The organism is Kordiimonas pumila, from assembly GCF_015240255.1.
Lineage (GTDB): Bacteria > Pseudomonadota > Alphaproteobacteria > Sphingomonadales > Kordiimonadaceae > Kordiimonas > Kordiimonas pumila.
Window position 1 is genome coordinate 1,098,751 of the sequence record NZ_CP061205.1, and the last position, 21,284, is coordinate 1,120,034.

The 21,284-nt window shown below is 48.6% G+C and carries 19 protein-coding genes; 14 read left to right on the top strand and 5 right to left on the bottom strand.

Annotation, left to right across the window (positions count from 1 at the left end; genetic code table 11):
• Window positions 1-75: 75 nt before the first annotated feature.
• A complete protein-coding gene (locus tag ICL80_RS04845; protein WP_194215767.1) occupies window positions 76-1,029 on the top strand; it encodes an acetyl-CoA carboxylase carboxyltransferase subunit alpha in 954 nt (317 codons plus the stop codon).
• Between the two features lie 373 nt (window positions 1,030-1,402).
• Entirely contained in the window at window positions 1,403-3,235 is a 1,833-nt protein-coding gene (locus ICL80_RS04850; RefSeq protein WP_194214982.1) for a ribonucleoside-diphosphate reductase subunit alpha, read from the top strand.
• A gap of 57 nt (window positions 3,236-3,292) precedes the next feature.
• Here the strand turns inward: ICL80_RS04850 and ICL80_RS04855 are convergent, their stop codons facing one another.
• Window positions 3,293-5,194: a sulfatase-like hydrolase/transferase gene (locus ICL80_RS04855; RefSeq protein WP_194214983.1), complete on the bottom strand. Its 1,902-nt coding sequence runs from the start codon at window positions 5,192-5,194 to the stop codon at window positions 3,293-3,295.
• A gap of 234 nt (window positions 5,195-5,428) precedes the next feature.
• On the opposite strand from ICL80_RS04855, the gene ICL80_RS04860 reads away from it, so the two are divergent.
• The gene (locus tag ICL80_RS04860) at window positions 5,429-6,415 is read left to right on the top strand and encodes a ribonucleotide-diphosphate reductase subunit beta (protein ID WP_194214984.1); all 987 of its coding nucleotides are present in this window, start codon (window positions 5,429-5,431) and stop codon (window positions 6,413-6,415) included.
• A 113-nt stretch (window positions 6,416-6,528) separates the two neighbouring features.
• On the opposite strand, the gene ICL80_RS04865 is transcribed toward ICL80_RS04860, so the two are convergent.
• Window positions 6,529-7,404 carry a hypothetical protein gene (locus tag ICL80_RS04865; RefSeq protein WP_194214985.1) on the bottom strand — a complete coding sequence of 292 codons (876 nt, stop codon included), beginning with the start codon at window positions 7,402-7,404 and terminating at the stop codon, window positions 6,529-6,531.
• 130 nt (window positions 7,405-7,534) lie between these two features.
• Window positions 7,535-10,345, bottom strand: coding sequence for a preprotein translocase subunit SecA (secA, locus tag ICL80_RS04870; RefSeq protein ID WP_194214986.1), 2,811 nt, complete (start codon window positions 10,343-10,345; stop codon window positions 7,535-7,537).
• A gap of 268 nt (window positions 10,346-10,613) precedes the next feature.
• Here secA and argJ point away from each other — a divergent pair, with 268 nt between their 5' ends.
• From argJ to ICL80_RS04890, 4 genes are all read left to right on the top strand, one after another.
• A complete protein-coding gene (gene argJ, locus ICL80_RS04875) occupies window positions 10,614-11,852 on the top strand; it encodes a bifunctional glutamate N-acetyltransferase/amino-acid acetyltransferase ArgJ (protein ID WP_194214987.1) in 1,239 nt (412 codons plus the stop codon).
• A 169-nt stretch (window positions 11,853-12,021) separates the two neighbouring features.
• Entirely contained in the window at window positions 12,022-12,264 is a 243-nt protein-coding gene (locus tag ICL80_RS04880) for a hypothetical protein (RefSeq protein WP_194214988.1), read from the top strand.
• Between the two features lie 200 nt (window positions 12,265-12,464).
• Window positions 12,465-12,905: an 8-oxo-dGTP diphosphatase MutT gene (mutT, locus tag ICL80_RS04885; RefSeq protein WP_194214989.1), complete on the top strand. Its 441-nt coding sequence runs from the start codon at window positions 12,465-12,467 to the stop codon at window positions 12,903-12,905.
• Entirely contained in the window at window positions 12,902-13,453 is a 552-nt protein-coding gene (locus ICL80_RS04890; protein WP_194214990.1) for a nucleotidyltransferase family protein, read from the top strand. Before mutT ends, ICL80_RS04890 begins: the two co-directional genes overlap by 4 nt.
• An 8-nt stretch (window positions 13,454-13,461) precedes the next feature.
• On the opposite strand, the gene ICL80_RS04895 is transcribed toward ICL80_RS04890, so the two are convergent.
• The gene (locus ICL80_RS04895; protein WP_194214991.1) at window positions 13,462-14,286 is read right to left on the bottom strand and encodes a methyltransferase domain-containing protein; all 825 of its coding nucleotides are present in this window, start codon (window positions 14,284-14,286) and stop codon (window positions 13,462-13,464) included.
• Between the two features lie 63 nt (window positions 14,287-14,349).
• Between ICL80_RS04895 and ICL80_RS04900 the strand changes: the two genes are divergently transcribed.
• The 5 genes from ICL80_RS04900 to ICL80_RS04920 all read left to right on the top strand — a co-directional run bounded on the left by ICL80_RS04900 (window position 14,350) and on the right by ICL80_RS04920 (window position 17,973).
• A complete protein-coding gene (locus ICL80_RS04900; RefSeq protein ID WP_194214992.1) occupies window positions 14,350-15,114 on the top strand; it encodes a ComF family protein in 765 nt (254 codons plus the stop codon).
• A 91-nt stretch (window positions 15,115-15,205) separates the two neighbouring features.
• Window positions 15,206-15,466, top strand: a complete 261-nt coding sequence (grxC, locus tag ICL80_RS04905) for a glutaredoxin 3 (RefSeq protein WP_194214993.1) — start codon at window positions 15,206-15,208, stop codon at window positions 15,464-15,466.
• Window positions 15,467-15,478: 12 nt separating this feature from the next.
• On the top strand, window positions 15,479-16,306 hold the full coding sequence (locus tag ICL80_RS04910) for a carbon-nitrogen hydrolase family protein (protein WP_194214994.1): 828 nt from the start codon (window positions 15,479-15,481) through the stop codon (window positions 16,304-16,306).
• Complete coding sequence (locus tag ICL80_RS04915) at window positions 16,303-16,782, top strand: DUF1178 family protein (RefSeq protein WP_194214995.1); 480 nt, start codon at window positions 16,303-16,305, stop codon at window positions 16,780-16,782. Before ICL80_RS04910 ends, ICL80_RS04915 begins: the two co-directional genes overlap by 4 nt.
• A 138-nt stretch (window positions 16,783-16,920) precedes the next feature.
• Complete coding sequence (locus tag ICL80_RS04920; protein WP_194214996.1) at window positions 16,921-17,973, top strand: EAL domain-containing protein; 1,053 nt, start codon at window positions 16,921-16,923, stop codon at window positions 17,971-17,973.
• A gap of 71 nt (window positions 17,974-18,044) precedes the next feature.
• On the opposite strand, the gene ubiG is transcribed toward ICL80_RS04920, so the two are convergent.
• The gene (gene ubiG / locus ICL80_RS04925) at window positions 18,045-18,824 is read right to left on the bottom strand and encodes a bifunctional 2-polyprenyl-6-hydroxyphenol methylase/3-demethylubiquinol 3-O-methyltransferase UbiG (RefSeq protein ID WP_194214997.1); all 780 of its coding nucleotides are present in this window, start codon (window positions 18,822-18,824) and stop codon (window positions 18,045-18,047) included.
• Window positions 18,825-18,984: 160 nt separating this feature from the next.
• Between ubiG and ICL80_RS04930 the strand changes: the two genes are divergently transcribed.
• Complete coding sequence (locus ICL80_RS04930) at window positions 18,985-20,205, top strand: aspartate kinase (protein ID WP_194214998.1); 1,221 nt, start codon at window positions 18,985-18,987, stop codon at window positions 20,203-20,205.
• Between the two features lie 38 nt (window positions 20,206-20,243).
• A complete protein-coding gene (locus ICL80_RS04935; RefSeq protein WP_194214999.1) occupies window positions 20,244-21,260 on the top strand; it encodes an NAD(P)H-dependent flavin oxidoreductase in 1,017 nt (338 codons plus the stop codon).
• Window positions 21,261-21,284: the final 24 nt, after the last annotated feature.

The window sequence follows — 21,284 nt, forward strand, 5'->3', positions numbered from 1 at the left end:
CTAAAATATGTTTAAGTAGGCTTTATGAACCAAGAGCCAAATAAAAAGAGACAACCTAAAGGGGCTGGCGAAATGATGACATTTCTCGAGTTTGAAAAACCGATTGCTGAATTGGAAGGAAAAATAAGAGAACTTCGCAGTTTTGCCGGTGGCTCTGATGGTGTTGATCTTTCTTCCGAGGTTGGTCAGTTAGAGACTAAACTTGGAAAGCTTCTGAAAGAAACATATTCAGATTTAAGCCCGGCGCAGAAAATTCAGGTGGCCCGCCACCCAGAGCGCCCGCATTTTATTGATATTGTTGAGCATCTTTTTACTGATTTTACGCCGCTTGCAGGCGATCGTGCCTTTGGTGAAGATTTGGCCCTTCTTGGCGGCCTTGCTCGGTTTCGGGGCACCGCATGTGTTGTTATGGGCCATGAAAAAGGCTCTGACACAGATACCCGCATTAAACATAATTTTGGCATGGCCCGCCCAGAAGGCTACAGAAAAGCAATTCGTCTGATGGAAATGGCGGACCGTTTTAATCTGCCGGTTCTAACCCTTGTTGATACATCTGGTGCGTATCCGGGTATTGGTGCCGAGGAACGCGGGCAGGCCGAAGCGATTGCACGCTCTACTGATGCCTGCCTTCAGACAGAGGTGCCTGTGGTTACCTGTATTGTTGGCGAGGGTGGTTCAGGCGGCGCTGTGGCCATTGCAGCAGGTAATAAGGTTCTCATGATGGAACACGCTATGTATTCCGTTATTTCACCAGAAGGCTGTGCCTCTATTTTGTGGCGTACGAACGAAAAAGCGGCTGATGCTGCAAGTGCCCTTAAAATTACCGCACAAGACCTTTTAAAGCTGGGTGTGATCGACAGTATTGTACCGGAACCACTTGGGGGCGCACACCGCGATCCTGAGCGTGCTATGAACCTTTTAGGGGATGGTTTGGAGCGTGCCCTGAAGGACATGGCGGGTATCGACGGCGCTCGTTTGAAAGAGCTGCGCCGCGAAAAATTTCTGGCGATGGGCGATAAAGGCCTCTAAAAAACCTGCGCGCTAGAAAATAGCGCGACTCGTTGAATATCCTCATAATATGACCTGTTTAGTGCTAGATGCCTGATTTTTCGGGGAAATTTTATCTCGTTCATGACAGAAAAATTACAACATATAGTGGGACTTATAAAGTTTTTATACTTTATCTTGACGAGCTCACCCTTTCGACCCTATTCTTCGTTTCGTTAAATAAACAGAGCGACTCGAACGGGGGCTCGGACGAGCGTTCTTATAACCATTTGATTATATAGTAAAAAGTTGATTTGTTCGACTTTTGTTCTCGTTTCAGGTACAACATAGGTTGTTTCTGTATGCGCAGAAGGAGTCAGTACCGCGTAAGTGGTCAAGGGAGATATAGGCAAAAATGTTTGAGGTGACCCATTTCGAGCATGGCGGCGCGGTTGAGATTGATCGTAGCCGGGATGACAGATTAACAGAGTTTGGCAAAGCTACTCTCTCTGACCGATATTTAATGCCAGGTGAATCCTATCAGGATTTGTTTGCCAGAGTTGCCTCTTTTTATGGTGACGACAAGGCGCACTCGCAGCGCCTTTATGATTATATTTCCAATTTGTGGTTTATGCCTGCAACGCCTGTTCTTTCAAACGGTGGTACCAATCGTGGCTTGCCGATTAGCTGCTTCCTGAATGAAGCCCAAGACAAGCTTGGTTCCATTGTTGATTTGTGGACAGAGAATGTGTGGCTTGCGTCACGCGGCGGCGGTATTGGCAGTTATTGGGGCAACCTTCGGTCTATTGGCGAAACTGTTGGCGGTGTTGGCAAAACCAGCGGCATTATTCCGTTTGTTCGGGTAATGGACAGCTTGACCCTTGCTATCTCCCAAGGCTCGCTTCGTCGTGGCTCTGCGGCTATCTATTTGCCTGTTAGCCACCCTGAAATTGAAGAGTTCACGGAACTGCGCCGCCCAACAGGTGGTGATCCGAACCGGAAAACACCAAACCTGCACCACGGCATTCTGGTAACAGATGCGTTTATGCGGGCGGTTGAAGCAGATGAAGAGTGGGCGCTGACAAGCCCTAAGGACAACCATGTGGTGCGGACTGTTTCTGCCCGTGCTTTGTGGATCCGTATTCTAACGGCGCGTGTTGAAACTGGCGAGCCTTATATTATTTACTCTGACACCGTGAACCGTCAGATGCCTGAGCACCATAAGCTTGCAGGTCTCACTGTTAAAACGTCAAACCTGTGTGCCGAAATTACATTGCCGACAGGGCTTGACCATTTAGGTAACGAGCGTACGGCTGTTTGCTGTCTGTCTTCCCTGAATCTTGAGCACTACCGTGAGTGGAAAGACAACCGCGACTTTATCCCTGATATCATGCGGTTCCTTGACAATGTCTTGCAGGACTTTATTGACCGTGCGCCGAGTGAAATGGCGAAAGCCCGGTATTCGGCTATGCGGGAGCGGTCTGTTGGTCTCGGTGTTATGGGCTTCCATAGCTTCCTGCAGAATAATATGATTCCGTTTGAATCTGGTATGGCGAAATCGTGGAACTTTAATATCTTCAAGCATATTCAGAAAGAAGTTAACCGGGCTTCAGAGGCACTTGCCTACGAGCGAGGCCCATGCCCTGATGCTGCTGATTATGGTATTATGGAGCGGTTCTCTAACAAGACAGCTATTGCGCCGACTGCGTCTATTTCAACCATTTGCGGCGGGGCTAGCCCGGGCATTGAACCCATTGCAGCCAATAGCTATAACCAGAAGACTCTGTCAGGTAACTTTATCGTTCGCAGTCAGGCACTCACGCGCTTGCTGGAGGAAAAAGGCCAGAATACAGACGACGTTTGGACATCTATCACGGTGAATGAAGGTTCTGTTCAGCATCTTGATTTTCTGGATGCTGATGAGAAAGCTGTTTTCAAAACAGCGTTTGAACTGGATCAGCGTTGGGTTGTGGAGCTTGCAGCCGACAGGGCACAATATATTTCACAAGCACAGTCTGTGAATATTTTCTTGCCTGCTGACGTGCATAAGCGCGACTTACACCAAATTCACTATCAGGCATGGAAAAAGGGCCTGAAGAGTCTTTATTACTGCCGGTCAAAATCTATTGCCCGTGCGGAAGTGGTGGCTACAGGATCAACCAAGAAAAAAGATGTGAACGGTGAACAGCTACAATTGGCTGCGGTACCAGCATCCACGGACTATGAGGAATGCCTTGCCTGCCAATAAGGCAAAGGTTTTAAGAGTATACGGCAAGAGCCACACGTGTAGTCGTGTGGCTCTTTGTTATTTGGGTGTGTCTTTAAACAGGGCACTTTCCCATGTATGGGCCAATGATGCTTTTAATTTTGATATAGGTTCAGAACTTGGTGCGCCTGTATATTGGTCAAAGGCAATAGTATAAACCTGTAGCTGGTTATCTGCCGAGCAGACTTGCCCAATCTGGGCAGGTTTACGGAATTTACCGGTATATAGCAGTACACACTGACCGTATTTAACAGCCGTATTACTTGCGGGGTCAATAAAACTGGAAAGCCATCCATGAATGCCGGAAAGACCTATGGGTTTTTCAAAATTTACCCCGGGGGCAGATAAAACCAGCGGGATATGCAATTGCGCTGTGTTGATGTTGTGGCCGTGCCCCAGAAAACCGCTATCGAATAATTCTTCCCCGTGATCGCCTAAGAAAACGATCAGGGTTTCATCGTATATGCCCTTTTCTTTTAGCGCATTGATCACTTGTCCCAAGTGATCGTCCATATAGGCCATAGCATTCCAGTAGGTTTTACTGAGCCACGCCTTATTTTCCTGATTGATTTCTCTTCGAGGAATACCCTTTTCAATAAACTTGAGGTCCATAAATTTATGGTAATAAGGGAAATGCCCTGATTGAAAATTAAGGTAAAAAAGTTGCCTCTTGGAGAGGTCTATATGGTCCAGTCGCTTACGGAGTGCTTGTGTTATTGTCGCGTCTGACAACTTGATACTGCTGGCGAGCTTGGATGCGTATACACGCTTATCAGGGACAGTTTGGGGGTCATAGAAAAAGTCTGCTACCCTACGCGTACCTAGTTTTTTATCCAAATTCCCCCATGTTTCATCCTGGCCAGAGATTACGGACACTTCGTAATTGTTTTCGTGGGCTTGTACAAAGATGCTTTTATGGGTGCCTTTACTCTGGAAGGCGCCAGAGAACAGCGTGTAGAGGCTGGTCGATGTAAAGCCACTGTGGCTGTACGCATGTTTAATGCTGCTGCCGGTTGCGGCAAGTTGCCTTAAATTTGGTGCAATATATTGCCCGTTTATTTGCTTGGTGAGGATATCAGCCCTGGTGCTTTCTGATACGATCACCATCAGGTTTTTATACTGAGCTGGAAACTTAAAGGATTCGGTGATTTCAGCTCGTCGCTCGAGTACGGCGAGGTCACCGGCTAGTCCGTTTTCATCAATTCCATTTCCTGGTATATCGACTGCCCCCCAGAATAAGGTGCTATCAAACGGATCTGGGTCGCTCGGTGTTGAAAGCAGTGTGCTGCCATCCATGTCCCAGTCAGTTAAGGTGGACACTGTTTTATATATGCCATTGAATGCCATGTTTCTTTGAGCATTTTTCAAAACGCTGTGGGATGCCAGTGTAACTGAAAGGATGAAGGCCGCAAAGACAGAGAGGGCTACTAATCGGTAGTGTTTTGTTTTTAAAGGGACTTCATGCGCCAAACGTCTATATAGCAGAATAACACAGATGGTAAAAAGCACTGTGGGCAGCAATAGGGTTGCCAGTTCATCGGAAATATAAACAATTGCATTTTCAAGGCTATTACCTGCAATGGCTTGAATAACACTGCTATCAACATGGTCGGCTAGATAATGGTGCAGTTTGTATGAGAATGTTAAAGATATGCCATAGACAAAAATATAGCCTGTTGCAGCCAGAAACCAAGGTTTTGTAAGAGATGGGAATATGAACCGTAAGCCTTTGGTTAAAAGCTGGGTTGTTAAAAGAAAAATCATTAAAAATGAGCTTGCGGTTAAGGCAATGAACAAAAATATTTCATACCAGTTATCTAAGCGGTTTGCCTGTAAGAAGCCATCGCCCGAAAAAACCTGATATTTTATTTCTAATAGTGATGCTTCCAGTAGAAACAAGAGCAGTAAGCATACAGCTATAATTTTACCTCCGGATTTCATAGCTTGCAGGCTCCCTTTATGGTGTGGCACTGATTAGACCAGTGCTGAACTCTTGTTGTTGACCGTGGAGTATGTAGCAAAACTTGTGTTTGCCAAGCTTGGAGTTGCGTGAAGGCAAGAATATCTAAATATAGTATTTCTTTAATTCACATATACTAATTGAGGGGGTATAGTTCCGACAGCTAGCGGGACTAGCTTTTCATATATTACACGATCCAAGGAGATACAGGAACAATGGCCGATGCGGATGCAAATAACGAAGGTGGTCTTTTGGTTGAAAGACATGTTTACAAGCCGTTCCGGTACCCTTGGGCCTATGAAGCCTGGTTAAAGCAACAGCAAATTCACTGGTTGCCTGAGGAGGTTCCTCTTGCTGAAGATGTACGCGACTGGGCACGCAAGTTAAGCGAATCGGAAAAGAATTTGCTCACTCAGATTTTCCGCTTTTTTACCCAAAGTGATATCGAAGTGAACAACTGTTACATGAAGCACTATACCAAAGTGTTTATGCCGACAGAAATTCAGATGATGCTGGCGGCATTCTCCAATATGGAAACCATTCATATTGCGGCATACAGCCACCTGCTTGATACCATCGGCATGCCGGAAAGCGAATATTCCGCATTCCTTAAGTATAAGGAAATGAAGGATAAATACGATTATATGCAGCAGTTTGGGTCTGATGATCTGCGGTCTGTTGCGCTAACGCTTGCTGTGTTTGGTGCCTTTACAGAAGGGCTACAACTGTTTGCAAGTTTTGCCATGCTGCTAAATTTCCCCCGCTTCAATAAAATGAAGGGCATGGGGCAGATTATTACGTGGTCTGTGCGCGACGAAAGCCTGCACTGCGACAGCATGATTAAACTGTTTAAAACACTGATGAAAGAACAGCCTGAACTGTGGGACCAAAGCCTGCAGGATGACCTTTTGAATGCCTGCCAAACAATTGTAACCCATGAGGATGCCTTCATTGATCTGGCATTCGGCATGGGCCCTATTGAAGGGCTTGAGGCACAGGATGTGAAAGATTATATCCGCTATATCGCAGACCGGCGCTTGCAGCAGCTGGGCCTAGATCCTGAATATAATGTGGAAAAGAATCCACTGCCGTGGCTTGATAGCATGCTGAATGCGGTTGAGCACACCAACTTTTTTGAAAACCGCGCGACGGAATATTCAAAGGCTGCCACACGGGGCAACTGGGATGAAGCTTTCACCTAAAGCTTTCTGCATACCCAAAAGAAAAAACACCCAGGGCAACATTCCTGGGTGTTTCTGTAGAGAGCGCTACTTGGGCGGAGCTTGTCTTACCCAAGATCTAGTTCGTGCTGGATTTAGCGCCCATGGTTTTCCCTAGGTACACGGGGAAAAACACCATTCTCGTCATAAAAGCCATTGTCATAAGAGACAGCAGGCTGCCCCCAGTTTTGCAGGTAATAAACGCTTGTATAGCGCGGCGCTGAAAGGTTGGCGGCGAGCATCGCATAAAACTGTTCTGACCGGCCTTTGATCTGGACTGCGAGGTTGCGACCAAGATCATGGGCTGCTTCAGCGCGGATTTCAGCGGCGACACTGTCGCGGTATGCAGGGTCGGCGCGCTGAAAAATTTTCGCTACATCATTGTTCGGAAAAGCGCTTACAGGCTGAATACCGCATTTTGTACTTGCCCGAAGGTTGGTGCCGTAGCTAAAGTTTTCTGCTGACCTGAGATTGATAGACGTTATATCTGCGCCATAACCGCGCATATCAAAGCTGATGTTGTAGCCTGCATAAGCTTCGCCTTTTTCTTCCACTTTTGTGTAATAAGCTTTTTGGTATGGGCCGCACTTATCAGCCCCGTTGCTTCTGGCATTTTTATATTTTTTGTCTTTTTGGTCAGTGTCAGTCACTCTGAAACCCAGATCATACGATGTTTGGGTCACGCCGATTACCATGTCGGCATAAAGGGGGTTGTTCACCAAAATAACAGTGCCCGGCAAGCTGTAGGAAAGCTGCTTCAAGGTTTTATCTGCATAGAGCGCGGCATCGCCTTCTCTGGTGTTGATGTCTATAAAGACGCGGAATGGGTGCGCGGCGCGGAAGTCTGCATCTTGAAAATTGATTGTAGCAGGCCGTTCATATCTATGTTCTGCCAGTGCACTGCCTGTCACTGCCGTAGCTATTAAAAAAGCAGCCCCTGTATTGATGATATTTTTTCCAAGCCCCAACATCTTTCATCTCCCGTTTGTTTATGGAGACCAGTATAGCGGGTTGAAATGAGCTAGCCCTGACAGGGCTGTTAACGGGGTGTTCATGTAAAAAAAACAGCCCGTTTAGGGCTGTTTTATAATCTGGATCTATTTAATAAGCGCCGTGGCAGTGTTTGAATTTTTTGCCAGACCCACACGGGCACTGGTCATTGCGCCCCACCGTTGAAAACGGGTTGGTTGCTTGCTTGCCAGACGGTGCGCTAAAGGCTTTTCCGCTGGCTACATCACCGTGGCAATGCTTGAATTTTTCGCCAGACCCACACGGGCAGGGGGCATTGCGCGGTACAGAATCCCACGTGCTTGTATCATGAGGGTTAAAGCGCTGTCCGGCCTCGTTTTCCCCTGTAAGCGGGTCTAGGTGCTGGGCCTCGCCGATCACCGGTGCCTCAGGTTCCAGCATGGCAGGGTCCACCTGCTGGGGGGCAATCTCAATGCGTGATAGTATCTGGGTTACACTTTCGCGGGTATGATAGAGCATTGCTTCAAACAGGGTGAAAGCTTCGGTTTTATATTCATTGAGCGGGTCGCGCTGGCCGTAAGCCCTAAGGCCAACACCTTGGCGAATATGATCAAGATTCTGGAGGTGCTCTTTCCATTCCTGATCAACAACCTGCAAAAGGAAGCTTTTTTCAATGCTGTTCCAGATTTCTTCGCCGTATTTTTCACGCTTTTCTGCAAACAGTTTATTCGATGCTTCTTCAAGGCGCTCAATAATGACCTTGTCATCCACACCCTCTTCTTCGGCCCAGTCTTTTATGGATACACCCTCAAGCACAAGTGTTTGATCTACAGCCTGTTGCAGGCCGTCAAGGTTCCACTGTTCAGGGTAAGATTTGGGCGGAATGTTGGTTTCCACAATGTTATAGACAACATCTGCACGCATGTCGGTAATGGTCTCGGCAAGGTTTTCGGAATCCATAATTTCGCGGCGCTGTTCATAGATAACTCGCCGCTGGTCATTCATAACATCGTCAAACTTAACAAGGTTTTTCCGAACATCATAGTTTCTAGCTTCAACCTTTTGCTGGGCTTTTTCGATCGCTTTGTTGATCCATGGGTGGATGATGGCTTCGCCTTCTTCGATACCAAGGCGCACCAACATGCTGTCCATGCGCTCGGGGCCAAAAATCCGCATCAAGTCATCCTGCAAAGACAGATAGAATTTTGATCTGCCCGGATCACCCTGACGGCCAGCGCGGCCCCTGAGCTGGTTATCAATACGGCGGCTTTCATGGCGCTCGGTTGCCATAATATAAAGCCCGCCTGCCTTGATAACATTTGCTTTTTCTGCGGCTACCTCTGCCCTGATCGTGGCAGCCATATCGGCGATTTTGGCTTCGTCTTCAATGCCCGCTGTTTCAGCGGCTATCCGCATATCAGCGTTACCGCCAAGCTGAATGTCGGTACCACGCCCGGCCATGTTGGTGGCAATGGTAACAGCCGCAAAGCGACCCGCTTGGCTAACAATAAAGGCTTCGCGCTCGTGGTGGCGCGCATTCAGAACTTCGTGTTTGATATTTCTTTTTTTCAGAAGCTCGGAAAGCAGTTCAGACTTTTCAATCGATACAGTACCGACAAGAACCGGCTGGCCCTTTTTCTGAACTTCTTCAATATCTTTTATGATCGCGTCATATTTTTCTTTGGCGGTGCGGTAAAATTCGTCGTGCTCGTCTTGACGGGCAACAGGCACGTTGGTTGGAATTTCCACAACACCCAGCCGGTAAATATCGCCAAACTCTTCCGCCTCGGTTGATGCGGTGCCTGTCATACCGGCGAGTTTTGGATACATACGGAAATAATTCTGGAACGTGATGGAGGCAAGGGTCTGGTTTTCAGGCTGGATCTTAACCCTTTCCTTGGCCTCAAGCGCCTGGTGCAAGCCACCAGAGTAGCGCCTGCCATCCATCATGCGGCCGGTAAATTCATCAATGATGATAACCTTGCCGTCTTTCACGATATAATCTGAATCGCGCTCAAACATGGTGCGGGCCTTTAGGGCCTGATCAACATGGTGCACAATTGCAGTGTTTTCATAATCGTAGAGATTATCTGATTTCAAGAGGCCGTGCTCAGCCAGAATTTTTTCTACACGTTCCGTGCCATCTTCGGTCAGGGCAACAGATTTGGCCTTCTCGTCTTTTTCAAAATCACCTTCACCGAGCTCGGCAACAACAGCATCAATCGCTGTATACAGGTCAGACTTATCTTGCGTGGGGCCAGAAATAATAAGCGGCGTCCGGGCTTCATCGATTAGGATTGAATCCACCTCATCGACAACAGCAAAGGCAAAATCGCGCTGGACCATTTCTTCCCGGTGGAATTTCATATTGTCGCGCAGATAGTCAAACCCTAGTTCATTGTTGGTGGCATAGGTAATGTCGCACGCATAAGCAGCGCGGCGCTCGTCGTCTGATTTACCCGGCACCACAACGCCGGTTGTAAGACCCAGAAAGCTGTATATCCGGCTCATCCATTCGGCATCGCGTTCTGCAAGGTAATCGTTCACGGTTACAACATGCACACCTTTACCGGGCAAGGCATTAAGGTAAACAGCAAGGGTGCCCACAAGGGTTTTACCCTCACCGGTTTTCATTTCTGCAATGCTGCTGTCGTTTAGGACCATGCCGCCAATAAGCTGCACATCATAATGTCGAAGGCCTATGGCGCGTTTGGCGGCTTCTCTCACTGTTGCAAAAGCCTCGATCAGTAAACTGTCGAGAGCCGCGCCGTCTGCAAGCCGCTGTCTGAACTCGGCGGTTTTACCACGCAGAGCTTCGTCAGAGAGTTTTTCCATCTCTGGCTCAAGGGCGTTGATCGCAGCTACTTTAGGTTGGAGTCGGGCAATATAGCGGTCGTTAGATGAACCAAAGACCTTTTTGGCGATTTTGCTTAGTCCCAGCATATACAATTCCTGCTGCCTTTATCTGCACATTTTTGCCAAGCATAATGTGATTAAGGGCATATACATAATAAATCAGTCATGGCAGTTTCTACTGCTAGAGCTTTGGCAGAGATAAGTATGAGGAACGGCTCTGTCAACCAACGGATGCTATATAGCACTGTTTATGCCTAATATTTATGATTCTTGCCTATCTTTTCGATAAACGCTAGAGATCAATTTAGGACCAGACGGGTCATGACGTTCAATCTTCCTCGTGAAAGAAACTACAATGGCAAAATTACCTGTATCACCCCTTGCACCCTTTGAATTTCCATCAATACAGCCGGTTCCGGGTGTTGAGTTTGGTACTGTTTGTACCGGTATTCGCTATAAAGAACGGCCTGACCTGCTTATGGTTGTTTTCCCTGAAAATACAGTGGCCGCTGGTGTGTTTACCCGCTCAAAAGCGCCTGCCGCCCCGGTTGACTGGTCGCGCGCTGCACTTGCTGCAACAGGCGGCAAGGCACGGTGCCTGCTTGTAAATGCAGGGAATGCCAATGCTTTTACAGGAAAAAAGGGCGACGAAGCAGCGCTCAGTAGCGCTGAAATGGCCGCCGAAGTAGTGGGCTGTAGCACCTCAGAGGTGCTGCTGGCCTCAACCGGTGTTATTGGTCAGCCGCTAAACGTTAGTTCATTTAAAAAATTCTTGCCGATCATAAACAGCGGCTTGTCTGGCGTGCTATGGAAAGATGCGGCAGCCGCTATTTCAACAACAGATACGTTCCCTAAAGGCTGCTGTAAGGTTGCCGAAATTGACGGCCAGCAGGTGATTATTTCTGGCATTGCCAAAGGGTCGGGCATGATTGCACCTGATATGGCAACAATGCTGGGGTTTGTATTTACCGATGCTCCAGTGTCATCAGAGTGCTTGCAGGCAATTTTAAGCGAAGCCACTGAAAAAAGCTTTAATGCCACAACGGTGGACGGCGACACCTCGACCAATGATACGGTTATGGCGTTTGCGACCGGGGTGAAGGGCACGATTATAACAGACCCTGCCGACCCAAAACTTGCCGGGTTTAAGGCGCAGTTCACAGCGCTAATGATTGATCTGGCACAGCAAGTGGTTCGCGACGGTGAAGGCGCTACCAAATTTATCACGATTACGGTTGAAGGTGCTGAGGATGCGGCAGCGGCCAAAAAAATTGCCCTGACAATCGCCAATAGCCCCTTGGTTAAAACCGCAATTGCCGGGGAAGATGCTAACTGGGGCCGAATCGTTATGGCGGTTGGTAAATCAGGTGAAGCGGCTGACCGCGATAAATTGCAAATCTGGATCGGGGGCCAACATGTTGCAAAAGACGGTATGGTTTTACCGTCCTACAGCGAAGAACAGGCTTCAGCACATATGAAAGAACAGGAAATTGATATCCGTGTTCATGTGGGCATCGCAGATGGTACAGCAACCGTATGGACCTGCGATCTGACGCATGGTTATATCAGTATTAATGCGGATTACCGGAGCTAGGTTTAATTTGCCGCATAGGCTAAATTTTCTGGTGAGGGGCAGGTAATGCCGGCTCTTTACCAGAAGAATATTCTTTAATGCATTGAAATATAATTATTATTTTTCTGGCACGGCTCTTGAATGTTATCTCTGGGGGTGACCTATTGGTGAATGATGCCGGAGATAAAAAATGCCAAATGTTAATTTGGACTTGCAACTAAAATTCCTGACAGAGCTGGATGAGGCCCTGACAGAAGCTTTAGCCCGCTATTCAGAAGACGGTGCAGAGAAACTGGCCGAGCTGACATACATGAAAAAAGAAGTGACGCGTGCCCGCCGGATTATTTCTGAGCGAATGGAAGCTGCTGCCACGAAGGTAAAGCGCGCATCGCGGTATCAGGCTGAGAATTTCGGCGCCACTGCTGCACTTTAGAGTGCAGGCGGGCTGAACAGACTGTTTGAAAAAATGAAAGCCATCTGGTTTCGCCGGATGCTGCATCCGTACACGATTGCCAAAGCGACTAAGCAGCTTTTGGCACTCTTTTCTTTTTTTCTTTCCTCCTTTATAGCACAAACAAGCTTGCCGCCTTAAATGGTGAGTTACACACTGCTATGCCTTGAAAAGGAAAGAATATGGACGATTGCCCGGAACCAAATGTACGCATAAATGCAGGCCTGCCGGTTGTTTTGGTGGCAGCAATCGCGCTTATTGACCCAGACGGCAGGGTGTTAATTGCCGAGCGCCCGGAAGGCAAGTCTATGGCTGGTATGTGGGAGTTTCCAGGCGGTAAGGTAGAAGAGGGCGAGATACCAGAGGCTGCCCTTATCCGTGAATGCAAGGAAGAACTGGGTATTGATATTACCGCCGCGTGCCTTGCGCCGTTCGCTTTTGCGTCCCACTCCTACGAGAAATTCCATTTACTGATGCCTTTGTACCTGTGCCGTAAATGGGAAGGCATTGTACAGGGTATGGAAGGGCAGCGCACCAAATGGGTACCTATCCGCGACTTAAATGAATACCCCATGCCACCGGCAGATATTCCGCTTCTTGCTATGCTGCGGGATTTTCTGTGAACCAAACGGCACTTGCGGCCTTGTTTCTGGCTGACAGTGTCGCCCTATCAGCCCTGCGCGCTGTGCGTAAAATAGGGCTTTCGGAAGCATATCTGGCAGCGGGGTTTGTGCGCAATAAAGTGTGGGATAGCTTTTACCATCCGCCCCTGAATATGCCCGAGGCCGATCTGGATGTGGTTTATTTCGATGCCGATCATGCAGACAAAAATATTGATTGCTTGATTGAAAAGGAACTTTCTGAGCTTTGTTCAGGGCACGAATGGCAAGTGCGCAATCAAGCCCATATGCACCATTTTGGCGGGCATAGCCCTTTTCAAAGTTTGCCCCATGCCCTGATGCACTGGGCTGAAACAGCAACTGCTGTGGGTGTTAGGCTGTTGCCTGATGATACACTCGATTTTATCGCCCCGTTCGGGTTTGATGATTTGTTCGCCCATATACTCCGGATTACACCGATTATGAAAGCGCATGACCCAGCGGGTTTTGAGCAACGCTTGGCCGGTAAAGGCTGGCAGAAACGCTGGCCTGATATGCGGGTAATCAGGTAATAGTATTTTTATTTCTGAGGCGGCGCACCAGCCTTAAGGGCTGCGGCAAGGCTTACCTGCCCACTGCCACGCTTGGCTGGTTTTTGCTGGCTTTCATGGGGGTGCCAGCCTGTTAGGTAAATAATCTGGAAAGTGGCAGGAACCCGGCCATCACTTTGTGCATAGTCGCGGCTATATATTTCAAGCGCACGGCTTAGCACATCGCGGCGCATAAAGTTTTTGGGGCGGTCAAGAAGCGCGTTTGCCTCGCCCATGCCGCGCAGGTCAGCAAGCAGCTTTAAGGGGTGCTCGTAAGTAACAGTCAGCGTATCCATGTCAGTTACAGGCAGGGCAAAGCCCGCACGCTGCAAAAGGCTGCCAAGGGTTTTAACATCTGCAAAGGGAATAACACGCCCATGTGCGCCGCCGGTAAGCTCAGATTCAGCGGCGAGCAAGCTGTGGCGCAGCTCTTTCAGGGTTTCCCCGCCAAACATGGCGGCCATCATCAACCCATCAGGCTTCAGGGCGCGGTTTAGCTGAATAAGCAGGCCCGGCAAATCATTGACCCAGTGCATAACAAGGTTTGAAATTACCAAATCAAACTGGTTGTCTGAGGTTGGCAAAGGGGTATCGCTGATGGAAAGGGTGGTGGCAGGCATGCCTGAAAAGCGGGCGAAATCACCGCCTATGTCCAGCACGCTTTGAAAGGGCCGTGTTATATCGTGCAGCCTATCGTGCAGCCTGTCGGAGATTTCCTGCTTTAGAAAAGTGTGGTCATTACCGTATGTTTCGGCACGGGCGCGGTTATGCAGAACTGCAGCGGTATCAAAAATATAGGCTGAAGGATCAGACATAACGCGGGCATTTCCCTTGAAGTTTCATTTGGCAGGCGCTTGCGGCGGCTGCTACGGTTCCTTATGGCAAACGTAAGACATTTATTAAAGAGGCAAAACATAAATAGCGCTGTTAAAGCGCTGATTGCGTTTGCCCTGCCGCATCGGTGCCCTGAGTGCGGTGTAAAGGTGTCTGAACACGGGTTTCTGTGCGTTACATGCTGGGGCGATGTTCAGGTTCTGGCACCGCCTTTCTGTGTGCGGTGTGCCTTGCCGTTTGATTATAGCACAGAGATTGCAGAACCGGTTTGTGCAGCATGTTTGCAGTATAACCCTGCGTTTGACTGGGCGCGGGCGGCGGTCTCCTACGAGGGGCTTGGCCGTTCGCTTGTGCTAAAGTTAAAGCACGGTGGCACCAGTATGATTGTACCTGTTATGGCACGCATGATGGCCGGTTCTGTGCGACAGCTGCAAGCAACGCTTATTATACCAGTACCCTTGCATCGGTGGCGATTTTTAAAGCGGCGTTTTAACCAGTCGCAGTTGCTGGCAGAAAGAATTGCTGAGTATCTGGATGTTCCGGTGAATGTATTTGCCCTAAAACGGCGCAAGGCAACGCTCAGCCAAGCAAGCTTTAGCCGCAAAAAGCGGTTTAAAAATGTGCGCGGGGCATTCGAGGTACCGCCAGAGATGAAAGCAGTGGTTAAGGGCCAGCATATTATGCTGGTGGACGATGTGCTAACAACCGGGGCAACGGCTGCAAGCTGTGCCAAGGCGCTTAAAAAGGCTGGTGCGCTCAGTGTTGGAGTTGTTGCCTTTGCCCGTGTCGGCGACCCGGCAGCACCTTAAAAACCGGGTATATATAAAAAATTAAGACAAAGGCTTTAACTATGGCCCCTAATGCCATAAATTAAGATTATGTTTCAGTTAGGAGCCCAAAGTGGCAGATGTTGTAATATATAGTTCGAGTTTATGCCCTTATTGCCACCGTGCAAAGGCACTTCTTTCCCAAAAAGGCGCAGCATACCGCGAAATCAGCGTAGATATGAACCCTGCGGCCCGTGCAGAAATGCGCCAAAAAGCTGGCGGCGCTAACACGGTGCCGCAAATATGGATCGCGGGTGACCATGTTGGCGGATGTGATGATCTTTACGCGCTTGAGCGTGCTGGCGGCCTTGATAAACTTTTGGCCAAAGCCTAGCAGGATAGTTTCATGCGTGCAGCGTTAATTCAGCTTAACACCGGCAATGACATTGTTGCAGAAACGATGGCTGTTTGTTCGCTTATCCGCGAGGCGGCTGGTGCGGGCGCGGGTTTTGTTTCCACACCAGAGACAACACACCTGATGGAAATGAACCGCGAAGCAGTGCTGAAAAAAGCTTTTTATCAGGATGATGACCCGGGTCTAAAAGCTTTTTGTGCCCTTGCGGCAGAACTGGGTATCTGGCTGCATATTGGCTCGCTTATCACGAAGGTTGCAGACGACAGGCTTGCGAACCGTGCGTATGTGATTACCCCGAAAGGCAAGATTGCCGCAACGTACGACAAGCTGCATTTGTTTGACGTAACACTGCCAAACGGCGAAGCCTACCGGGAATCGCGGCTTTACCAGCCGGGCAGTAGCGCGGTGGTGGTGAAAACACCTTTTGGTACCCTTGGGGTGACCATATGTTATGATCTCAGGTTCCCGTATTTGTACCGCGCGCTTGCAGATATGGGCGCAGATATCATGCTGGTGCCTGCGGCTTTTACCGTAAAAACGGGGGAGGCACACTGGCACACACTACTGCGCGCGCGTGCTATTGAAACCGGGTCCTATGTGTTGGCGGCGGCACAAACGGGCAAGCATAAAACGGGTCGCAGCACGTACGGCCACAGCCTTGCCATTAGCCCGTGGGGGGGTGTGGTTGCAGACGCGGGCACAGAACCCGGCATAACACTGGTTGATTTGGACCTTGCCAAAGTTGCAGAGGCACGGCAAACAGTGCCATCCCTTACCCACACGCGGGTCTTTGATGTTAAAGTGATTGATGTGTCATGATTGTGTTTGATCTGAAATGCGAAAGTAGCCACCGGTTTGAAGCGTGGTTTAAATCTTCATCAGCATATGAGGAACAGAAAGCGTCTGGCTTTGTGTCGTGCCCTTTCTGTAATTCAACAGATATTTCAAAAGCACCGATGGCACCGAATATTACGGCGAAAAGCAACCAACGGCCTGAGCCAAAACCAGTAAGTGCACCTCCCACAGCCCCTGCCGCGATGCCAAAGGCAGATAGCCCCGAATTTAAAAAAATGGTGGTAGAAGCCCAGAAAATGTTTGCGAAAATCCGTGATCATGTTGAGGCAACCCACGATAATGTTGGTAAAGGTTTTGCTGAAGAGGCCCGCAAAATTCACTACGGTGAAGCTGAAGAGCGCGGCATATACGGCGAAGCAACGAAGGATGAAACTCTGGAGCTTATTGAAGAAGGCATTGATGTGCTGCCGCTCCCTGCACCCCGCCGCACGGACGCTTAATTTTTCTTAGGCTTGCGGCTTCATTAACCAAACATAAGTACTCTTCTTGTACGGTCTGTATTGCTGCTTTTTGTGCCTAAAAAGTACGCCCTGAAACAATAGATTTAAATACGGACACTGGTTACGGAGAGGCGTTTCATGTTTTGTAAAGAGTGCCAAACAATTACAAATCATATTTTTGATGTAACTTTTTTCTGGTTATATCTGCCTACATCAGATGGTTTTGCAAAAGTTAATAAAGTTGCTGATGAACAAGGCTATACCAAGGTTTGTATGAGTGACTATTGCATTCGGCTTGCCATTCCTCGTGAAAGGGTTACGCCATTTTTGACGGCGCTGATGGTGGCCTTAAACGGTCAGGAATTAGCAAATACAAATATGGTAACAACGGAGGTTGATAAACTTTTGCCTGATGACTTGGGCCGGGTGCTGACAGCAGATATTTTTATACACCGCTATCAGAGTTTATGGGTATCAGATGCGCTTGAGGCAGAACGGTATGAAACATGGTTTCAGCCTATATATAAAACTTCAGGTGGGATGGGGGACGAGCTTTTTGCATACGAAGGTTTGTTTCGCATGCGTGATGAAAAAAATGTTCAAATTCCGCCTGGTCATGTGTTTCACGTGGCAGGAAAATCTGACCTTCTCTATACCCTTGATCTGGCTGCACGGCACTGCGCTGTTGAGGCAGCGGCGAGGGCAGGCCTGAATTTTGCCAAAATATTTATCAATTTCAACCCATCCAGTGTGTATGATCCGGCCTACTGTTTGCGGACAACAGTTGCGGCTGTTACTGAAAAAGGTCTGGAGCCGAAAAATATTGTTTTTGAGCTAACGGAAACGCACGCTGCACGAGACAAGGCACATCTTAAATCTATTCTCGATTTTTACCGCATGGCAGGTTTTGGTATAGCGCTTGACGATATTGGTTCAGGTTGGTCTAGCCTGAACATGCTGCATGAAATGCGCCCTGATTATGTGAAAATTGATATGGATCTTATAAGGGATATTGATCAGGATACTTTTAAGCAGGTGATTGTGAAACACCTGCTGCATATCGCCCGCGATAATGGCATCCTTACTGTTGCAGAGGGTATTGAAACCGAAGCAGAAGCAAGCGTTTTGCGGCAAATGGGCGTAGATTATATGCAAGGGTATTTTTTTGGTAAGCCTGCCTTTATGGGGTGAGCCTGCTGAACTTATTGTGCCTATTGTTGTCGTTGGTAAACGCGGCCGCAGCCAAGTGTATAAAACGGCAATTAAACGACTTTACGTGCGGCCATCGCATAATTCACCGCCACATCCCTATCATCGAGCCGCCATTTCTGCGTTAGCGGGTTCATGACAAAGCCGGTGGGCGCTGTGTGCGTGAGGCCCGTTTTCTTTAAGGCGTTTGCAAGCTCGGCCGGTTTCAGGAACTTGTTCCAGTCGTGGGCACCAACAGGCAGCCAGCGCAGCACGTGCTCGGCGCCGATAATCGCAAACAGGTATGCTTTCACGGTGCGGTTGATGGTGGACATCAGCATAAGGCCGCCGGGCTTCAAGAGGGCGGCGCAGGCTGTAAGGAACGCATCTACATCGGCCACATGTTCCACCACTTCCATATTGATAATCACATCAAACTGTTCGCCTAAGTCCACCAGCGATTCGGCGGTGGTGTTCCTGAAATCAATTTTCAGGCCCGCATTGGCGGCGTGTAAGCTTGCGGTTTTGATGTTTTTTTCAGAGGCATCGACCGACACCATATCAGCGCCCAAACGTGCAACTGGCTCAGATACCAGCCCGCCGCCACAGCCAATATCCAGAAAACGTAAGCCTTTATAGGGGGTTGTGCTGTCTTTAGGGGCACCGAAATGGCTTTCTACTTGTTCTCTTATATACCCAAGGCGGGTGGGGTTTAAAATGTGCAGGGGTCTAAACGGGCCGTGTGGGTCCCACCAGCTGTCTGCAATGCGGGCAAAAAACGCTACTTCATTTTCATCAACAGTGATGCCTGCTGCTGCATCTTTTTTCGTGGTTTTTTGGTCAATTTCAGACATTTTCGCCTTCCAAAGCTATTTTGAGGTGTCTCAATGCTTGCACCAATCCATAACTGCCATTACATAGGGCCGCTGTGAACTAATAAGTATTATTCTTTTGGTCGCACCTGTTTGGCTTTTGGTCAAGTCAGTTGCATCATTTAGTAAGCCGGACAAGTGTATGGCACGGATAGTAAAGAAATTTGGTGGTACTTCGGTTGGCGATGTTGACCGAATCAAAAATGTGGCAAAGCGTGTAGCAAAGGCCGTTGAAGAAGGGCACGAAGTTGTTGTTGTGCTTTCTGCTATGGCAGGCACGACCAACACCCTTGTTGGTTATTGCCGCGAGGCTGCGCCCCTGCATGATGCCCGCGAGTATGATGCGGTGGTGGCTGCAGGCGAGCAGATAACAGTTGGCCTTCTGGCCATTTGTTTGCAGGAGCTTGGTGTTCCTGCCCGCTCTTTCCTTGGCTGGCAGGTGCCTATTCGCACAAACGACGTGCATGGTGCTGCCCGCATTGAAACGATTGAAACGGTTGCGCTGGAAAAGTGCCTTGCTGAAGGCCGGGTTGCTGTTGTGGCAGGGTTTCAGGGTATTGCAAAAGATAACCGTATTACAACACTCGGGCGCGGCGGCAGTGATACATCAGCCGTGGCGATCGCTGCCGCAATAAAGGCGGACAGGTGCGATATCTATACGGATGTGGACGGTGTTTACACTACGGACCCTCGTATTGTGCCCAAGGCCAGAAAAATTAATAAAATTACCTACGAAGAGATGCTGGAAATGGCATCACTTGGCGCTAAAGTATTGCAGACCCGTTCCGTTGCACTCGCCATGACACAAGGCGTGCGCACACAGGTTCTTTCTTCTTTTGAAGATAAACCCGGAACTCTTGTTGTTGGTGAGGATGAGATTGTGGAACAGGAAGTTGTAAGCGGGATTGCATATTCTCGCGGTGAAGCAAAAGTAACAGTGGTTGGGCTGGAAGATTTACCAGGTCAGGTTTCATGCCTGTTTGGGTCTTTGGCTGATGAAAATGTCAATGTTGATATGATCGTGCAAAGCGCCTCTGATGACGGTAAATCAGCCGATGTTACCTTCACAGTGCCAGAGGATGACCTGAAACGCACTGTTAAAGCTATTGAAGGAAAACGCGGCCAGATTAAATTCAGGGACCTTGTATATACAGGGGACGTGGTGAAAATTTCTGTTGTCGGCGTTGGTATGCGTAGTCATGCTGGTGTGGCACGAATTATGTTTGATACTTTGGCAGAAAAAGGTATCAACATTCAGGTTATTTCAACGTCTGAAATTAAGATCAGTGTTCTTGTTGAAGCACAGTATACAGAACTGGCCGTACGTGCCTTGCATACTGCCTACGGTCTGGATGCCAGTTAATCTGCATTTCCGCAGGTTTCCGATTTAAAGGAATGTATATGAGCACACATGGTCAGGAACAGCTAAATGCCCTCTGGAAACGTGGTACAGATTTTCTAGGGAGCAAATATGCGATCCTCGGCGGTGCTATGACATGGGTTTCAGAGCGAAATCTGGTGTCTGCCATTTCGAATGCAGGTGGTTTTGGCGTTATTGCATGCGGTGGTATGACCCCCGCTATGCTGGCCGCTGAAATCGAGGCAACCCGCAAAATGACAGACCGACCTTTTGGGGTAAACCTTATTACCCTGCATCCTGACATTGATAATCTGGTTGCTGCATGCGGCGATATGAAGGTTAGCCATGTTGTGCTGGCTGGCGGTTTGCCGTCTGGCGCTAATATCGCGACCATTAAAGGGTATGGCTCAAAGTTAATGTGTTTTGCGCCGACAGTAACCCTTGCAAAAAAGCTGGTTCGTTCTGGGGTCGACGCCATTCTGATTGAGGGCATGGAAGCGGGCGGTCATATTGGCCCGGTTTCAACGAGCGTGCTGGCACAGGAAATTTTACCAGTTATTGAAGACGTACCGGTTTTTGTGGCGGGTGGTATTGGCCGCGGCGACGCTATTGCATCCTATCTGGGAATGGGGGCTTCTGGCGTACAACTTGGTACCCGCTTTGTTGTGGCTGAAGAATGTGTGGCACATGAAAAGTTTAAAAAGGCTTTCATTAGCGCAAAAGCACGCGATGCTATTGCCAGCGTTCAAATTGATGATAAGTTTCCGGTTATACCGGTAAGGGCCCTTAGGAATGAGGGCACAGAAAGATTTATGGTAACGCAGCGTGAAGTGTTAGAGCGTTTCCATAAAGGGGAAGTAAGCCAAGAAGATGCCCAAATGCAGATCGAACAATTCTGGGGTGGGGCACTTCGCCGCGCTGTTGTTGATGGGGATGTCGACACAGGTTCGGTTATGGCAGGGCAAAGCGTGGGGATGGTAAACAAAATTCAGCCAACATCCGAGATTATTGATGAACTCGTGATGCAGGCGGTGGAACATCTTTCTAAAAGTATTTAGGAAGTAGTCTAGTATGTTTGCCAA

Coding starts and splice junctions, on each gene's coding strand:
- mutT (WP_194214989.1), top strand. CDS start 12,465: ATGGACGATTGCCCGGAACCAAATGTACGCATAAATGCAGGCCTGCCG.
- secA (WP_194214986.1), bottom strand. CDS start 10,345: ATGCTGGGACTAAGCAAAATCGCCAAAAAGGTCTTTGGTTCATCTAAC.
- ICL80_RS04920 (WP_194214996.1), top strand. CDS start 16,921: ATGTTTTGTAAAGAGTGCCAAACAATTACAAATCATATTTTTGATGTA.
- ICL80_RS04865 (WP_194214985.1), bottom strand. CDS start 7,404: ATGTTGGGGCTTGGAAAAAATATCATCAATACAGGGGCTGCTTTTTTA.
- ICL80_RS04895 (WP_194214991.1), bottom strand. CDS start 14,286: ATGTCTGATCCTTCAGCCTATATTTTTGATACCGCTGCAGTTCTGCAT.
- ICL80_RS04900 (WP_194214992.1), top strand. CDS start 14,350: ATGGCAAACGTAAGACATTTATTAAAGAGGCAAAACATAAATAGCGCT.
- ICL80_RS04850 (WP_194214982.1), top strand. CDS start 1,403: ATGTTTGAGGTGACCCATTTCGAGCATGGCGGCGCGGTTGAGATTGAT.
- ICL80_RS04935 (WP_194214999.1), top strand. CDS start 20,244: ATGAGCACACATGGTCAGGAACAGCTAAATGCCCTCTGGAAACGTGGT.
- ICL80_RS04910 (WP_194214994.1), top strand. CDS start 15,479: ATGCGTGCAGCGTTAATTCAGCTTAACACCGGCAATGACATTGTTGCA.
- argJ (WP_194214987.1), top strand. CDS start 10,614: ATGGCAAAATTACCTGTATCACCCCTTGCACCCTTTGAATTTCCATCA.
- ICL80_RS04880 (WP_194214988.1), top strand. CDS start 12,022: ATGCCAAATGTTAATTTGGACTTGCAACTAAAATTCCTGACAGAGCTG.
- ICL80_RS04845 (WP_194215767.1), top strand. CDS start 76: ATGACATTTCTCGAGTTTGAAAAACCGATTGCTGAATTGGAAGGAAAA.
- ICL80_RS04860 (WP_194214984.1), top strand. CDS start 5,429: ATGGCCGATGCGGATGCAAATAACGAAGGTGGTCTTTTGGTTGAAAGA.
- ICL80_RS04855 (WP_194214983.1), bottom strand. CDS start 5,194: ATGAAATCCGGAGGTAAAATTATAGCTGTATGCTTACTGCTCTTGTTT.
- ICL80_RS04915 (WP_194214995.1), top strand. CDS start 16,303: ATGATTGTGTTTGATCTGAAATGCGAAAGTAGCCACCGGTTTGAAGCG.
- ICL80_RS04930 (WP_194214998.1), top strand. CDS start 18,985: ATGGCACGGATAGTAAAGAAATTTGGTGGTACTTCGGTTGGCGATGTT.
- ubiG (WP_194214997.1), bottom strand. CDS start 18,824: ATGTCTGAAATTGACCAAAAAACCACGAAAAAAGATGCAGCAGCAGGC.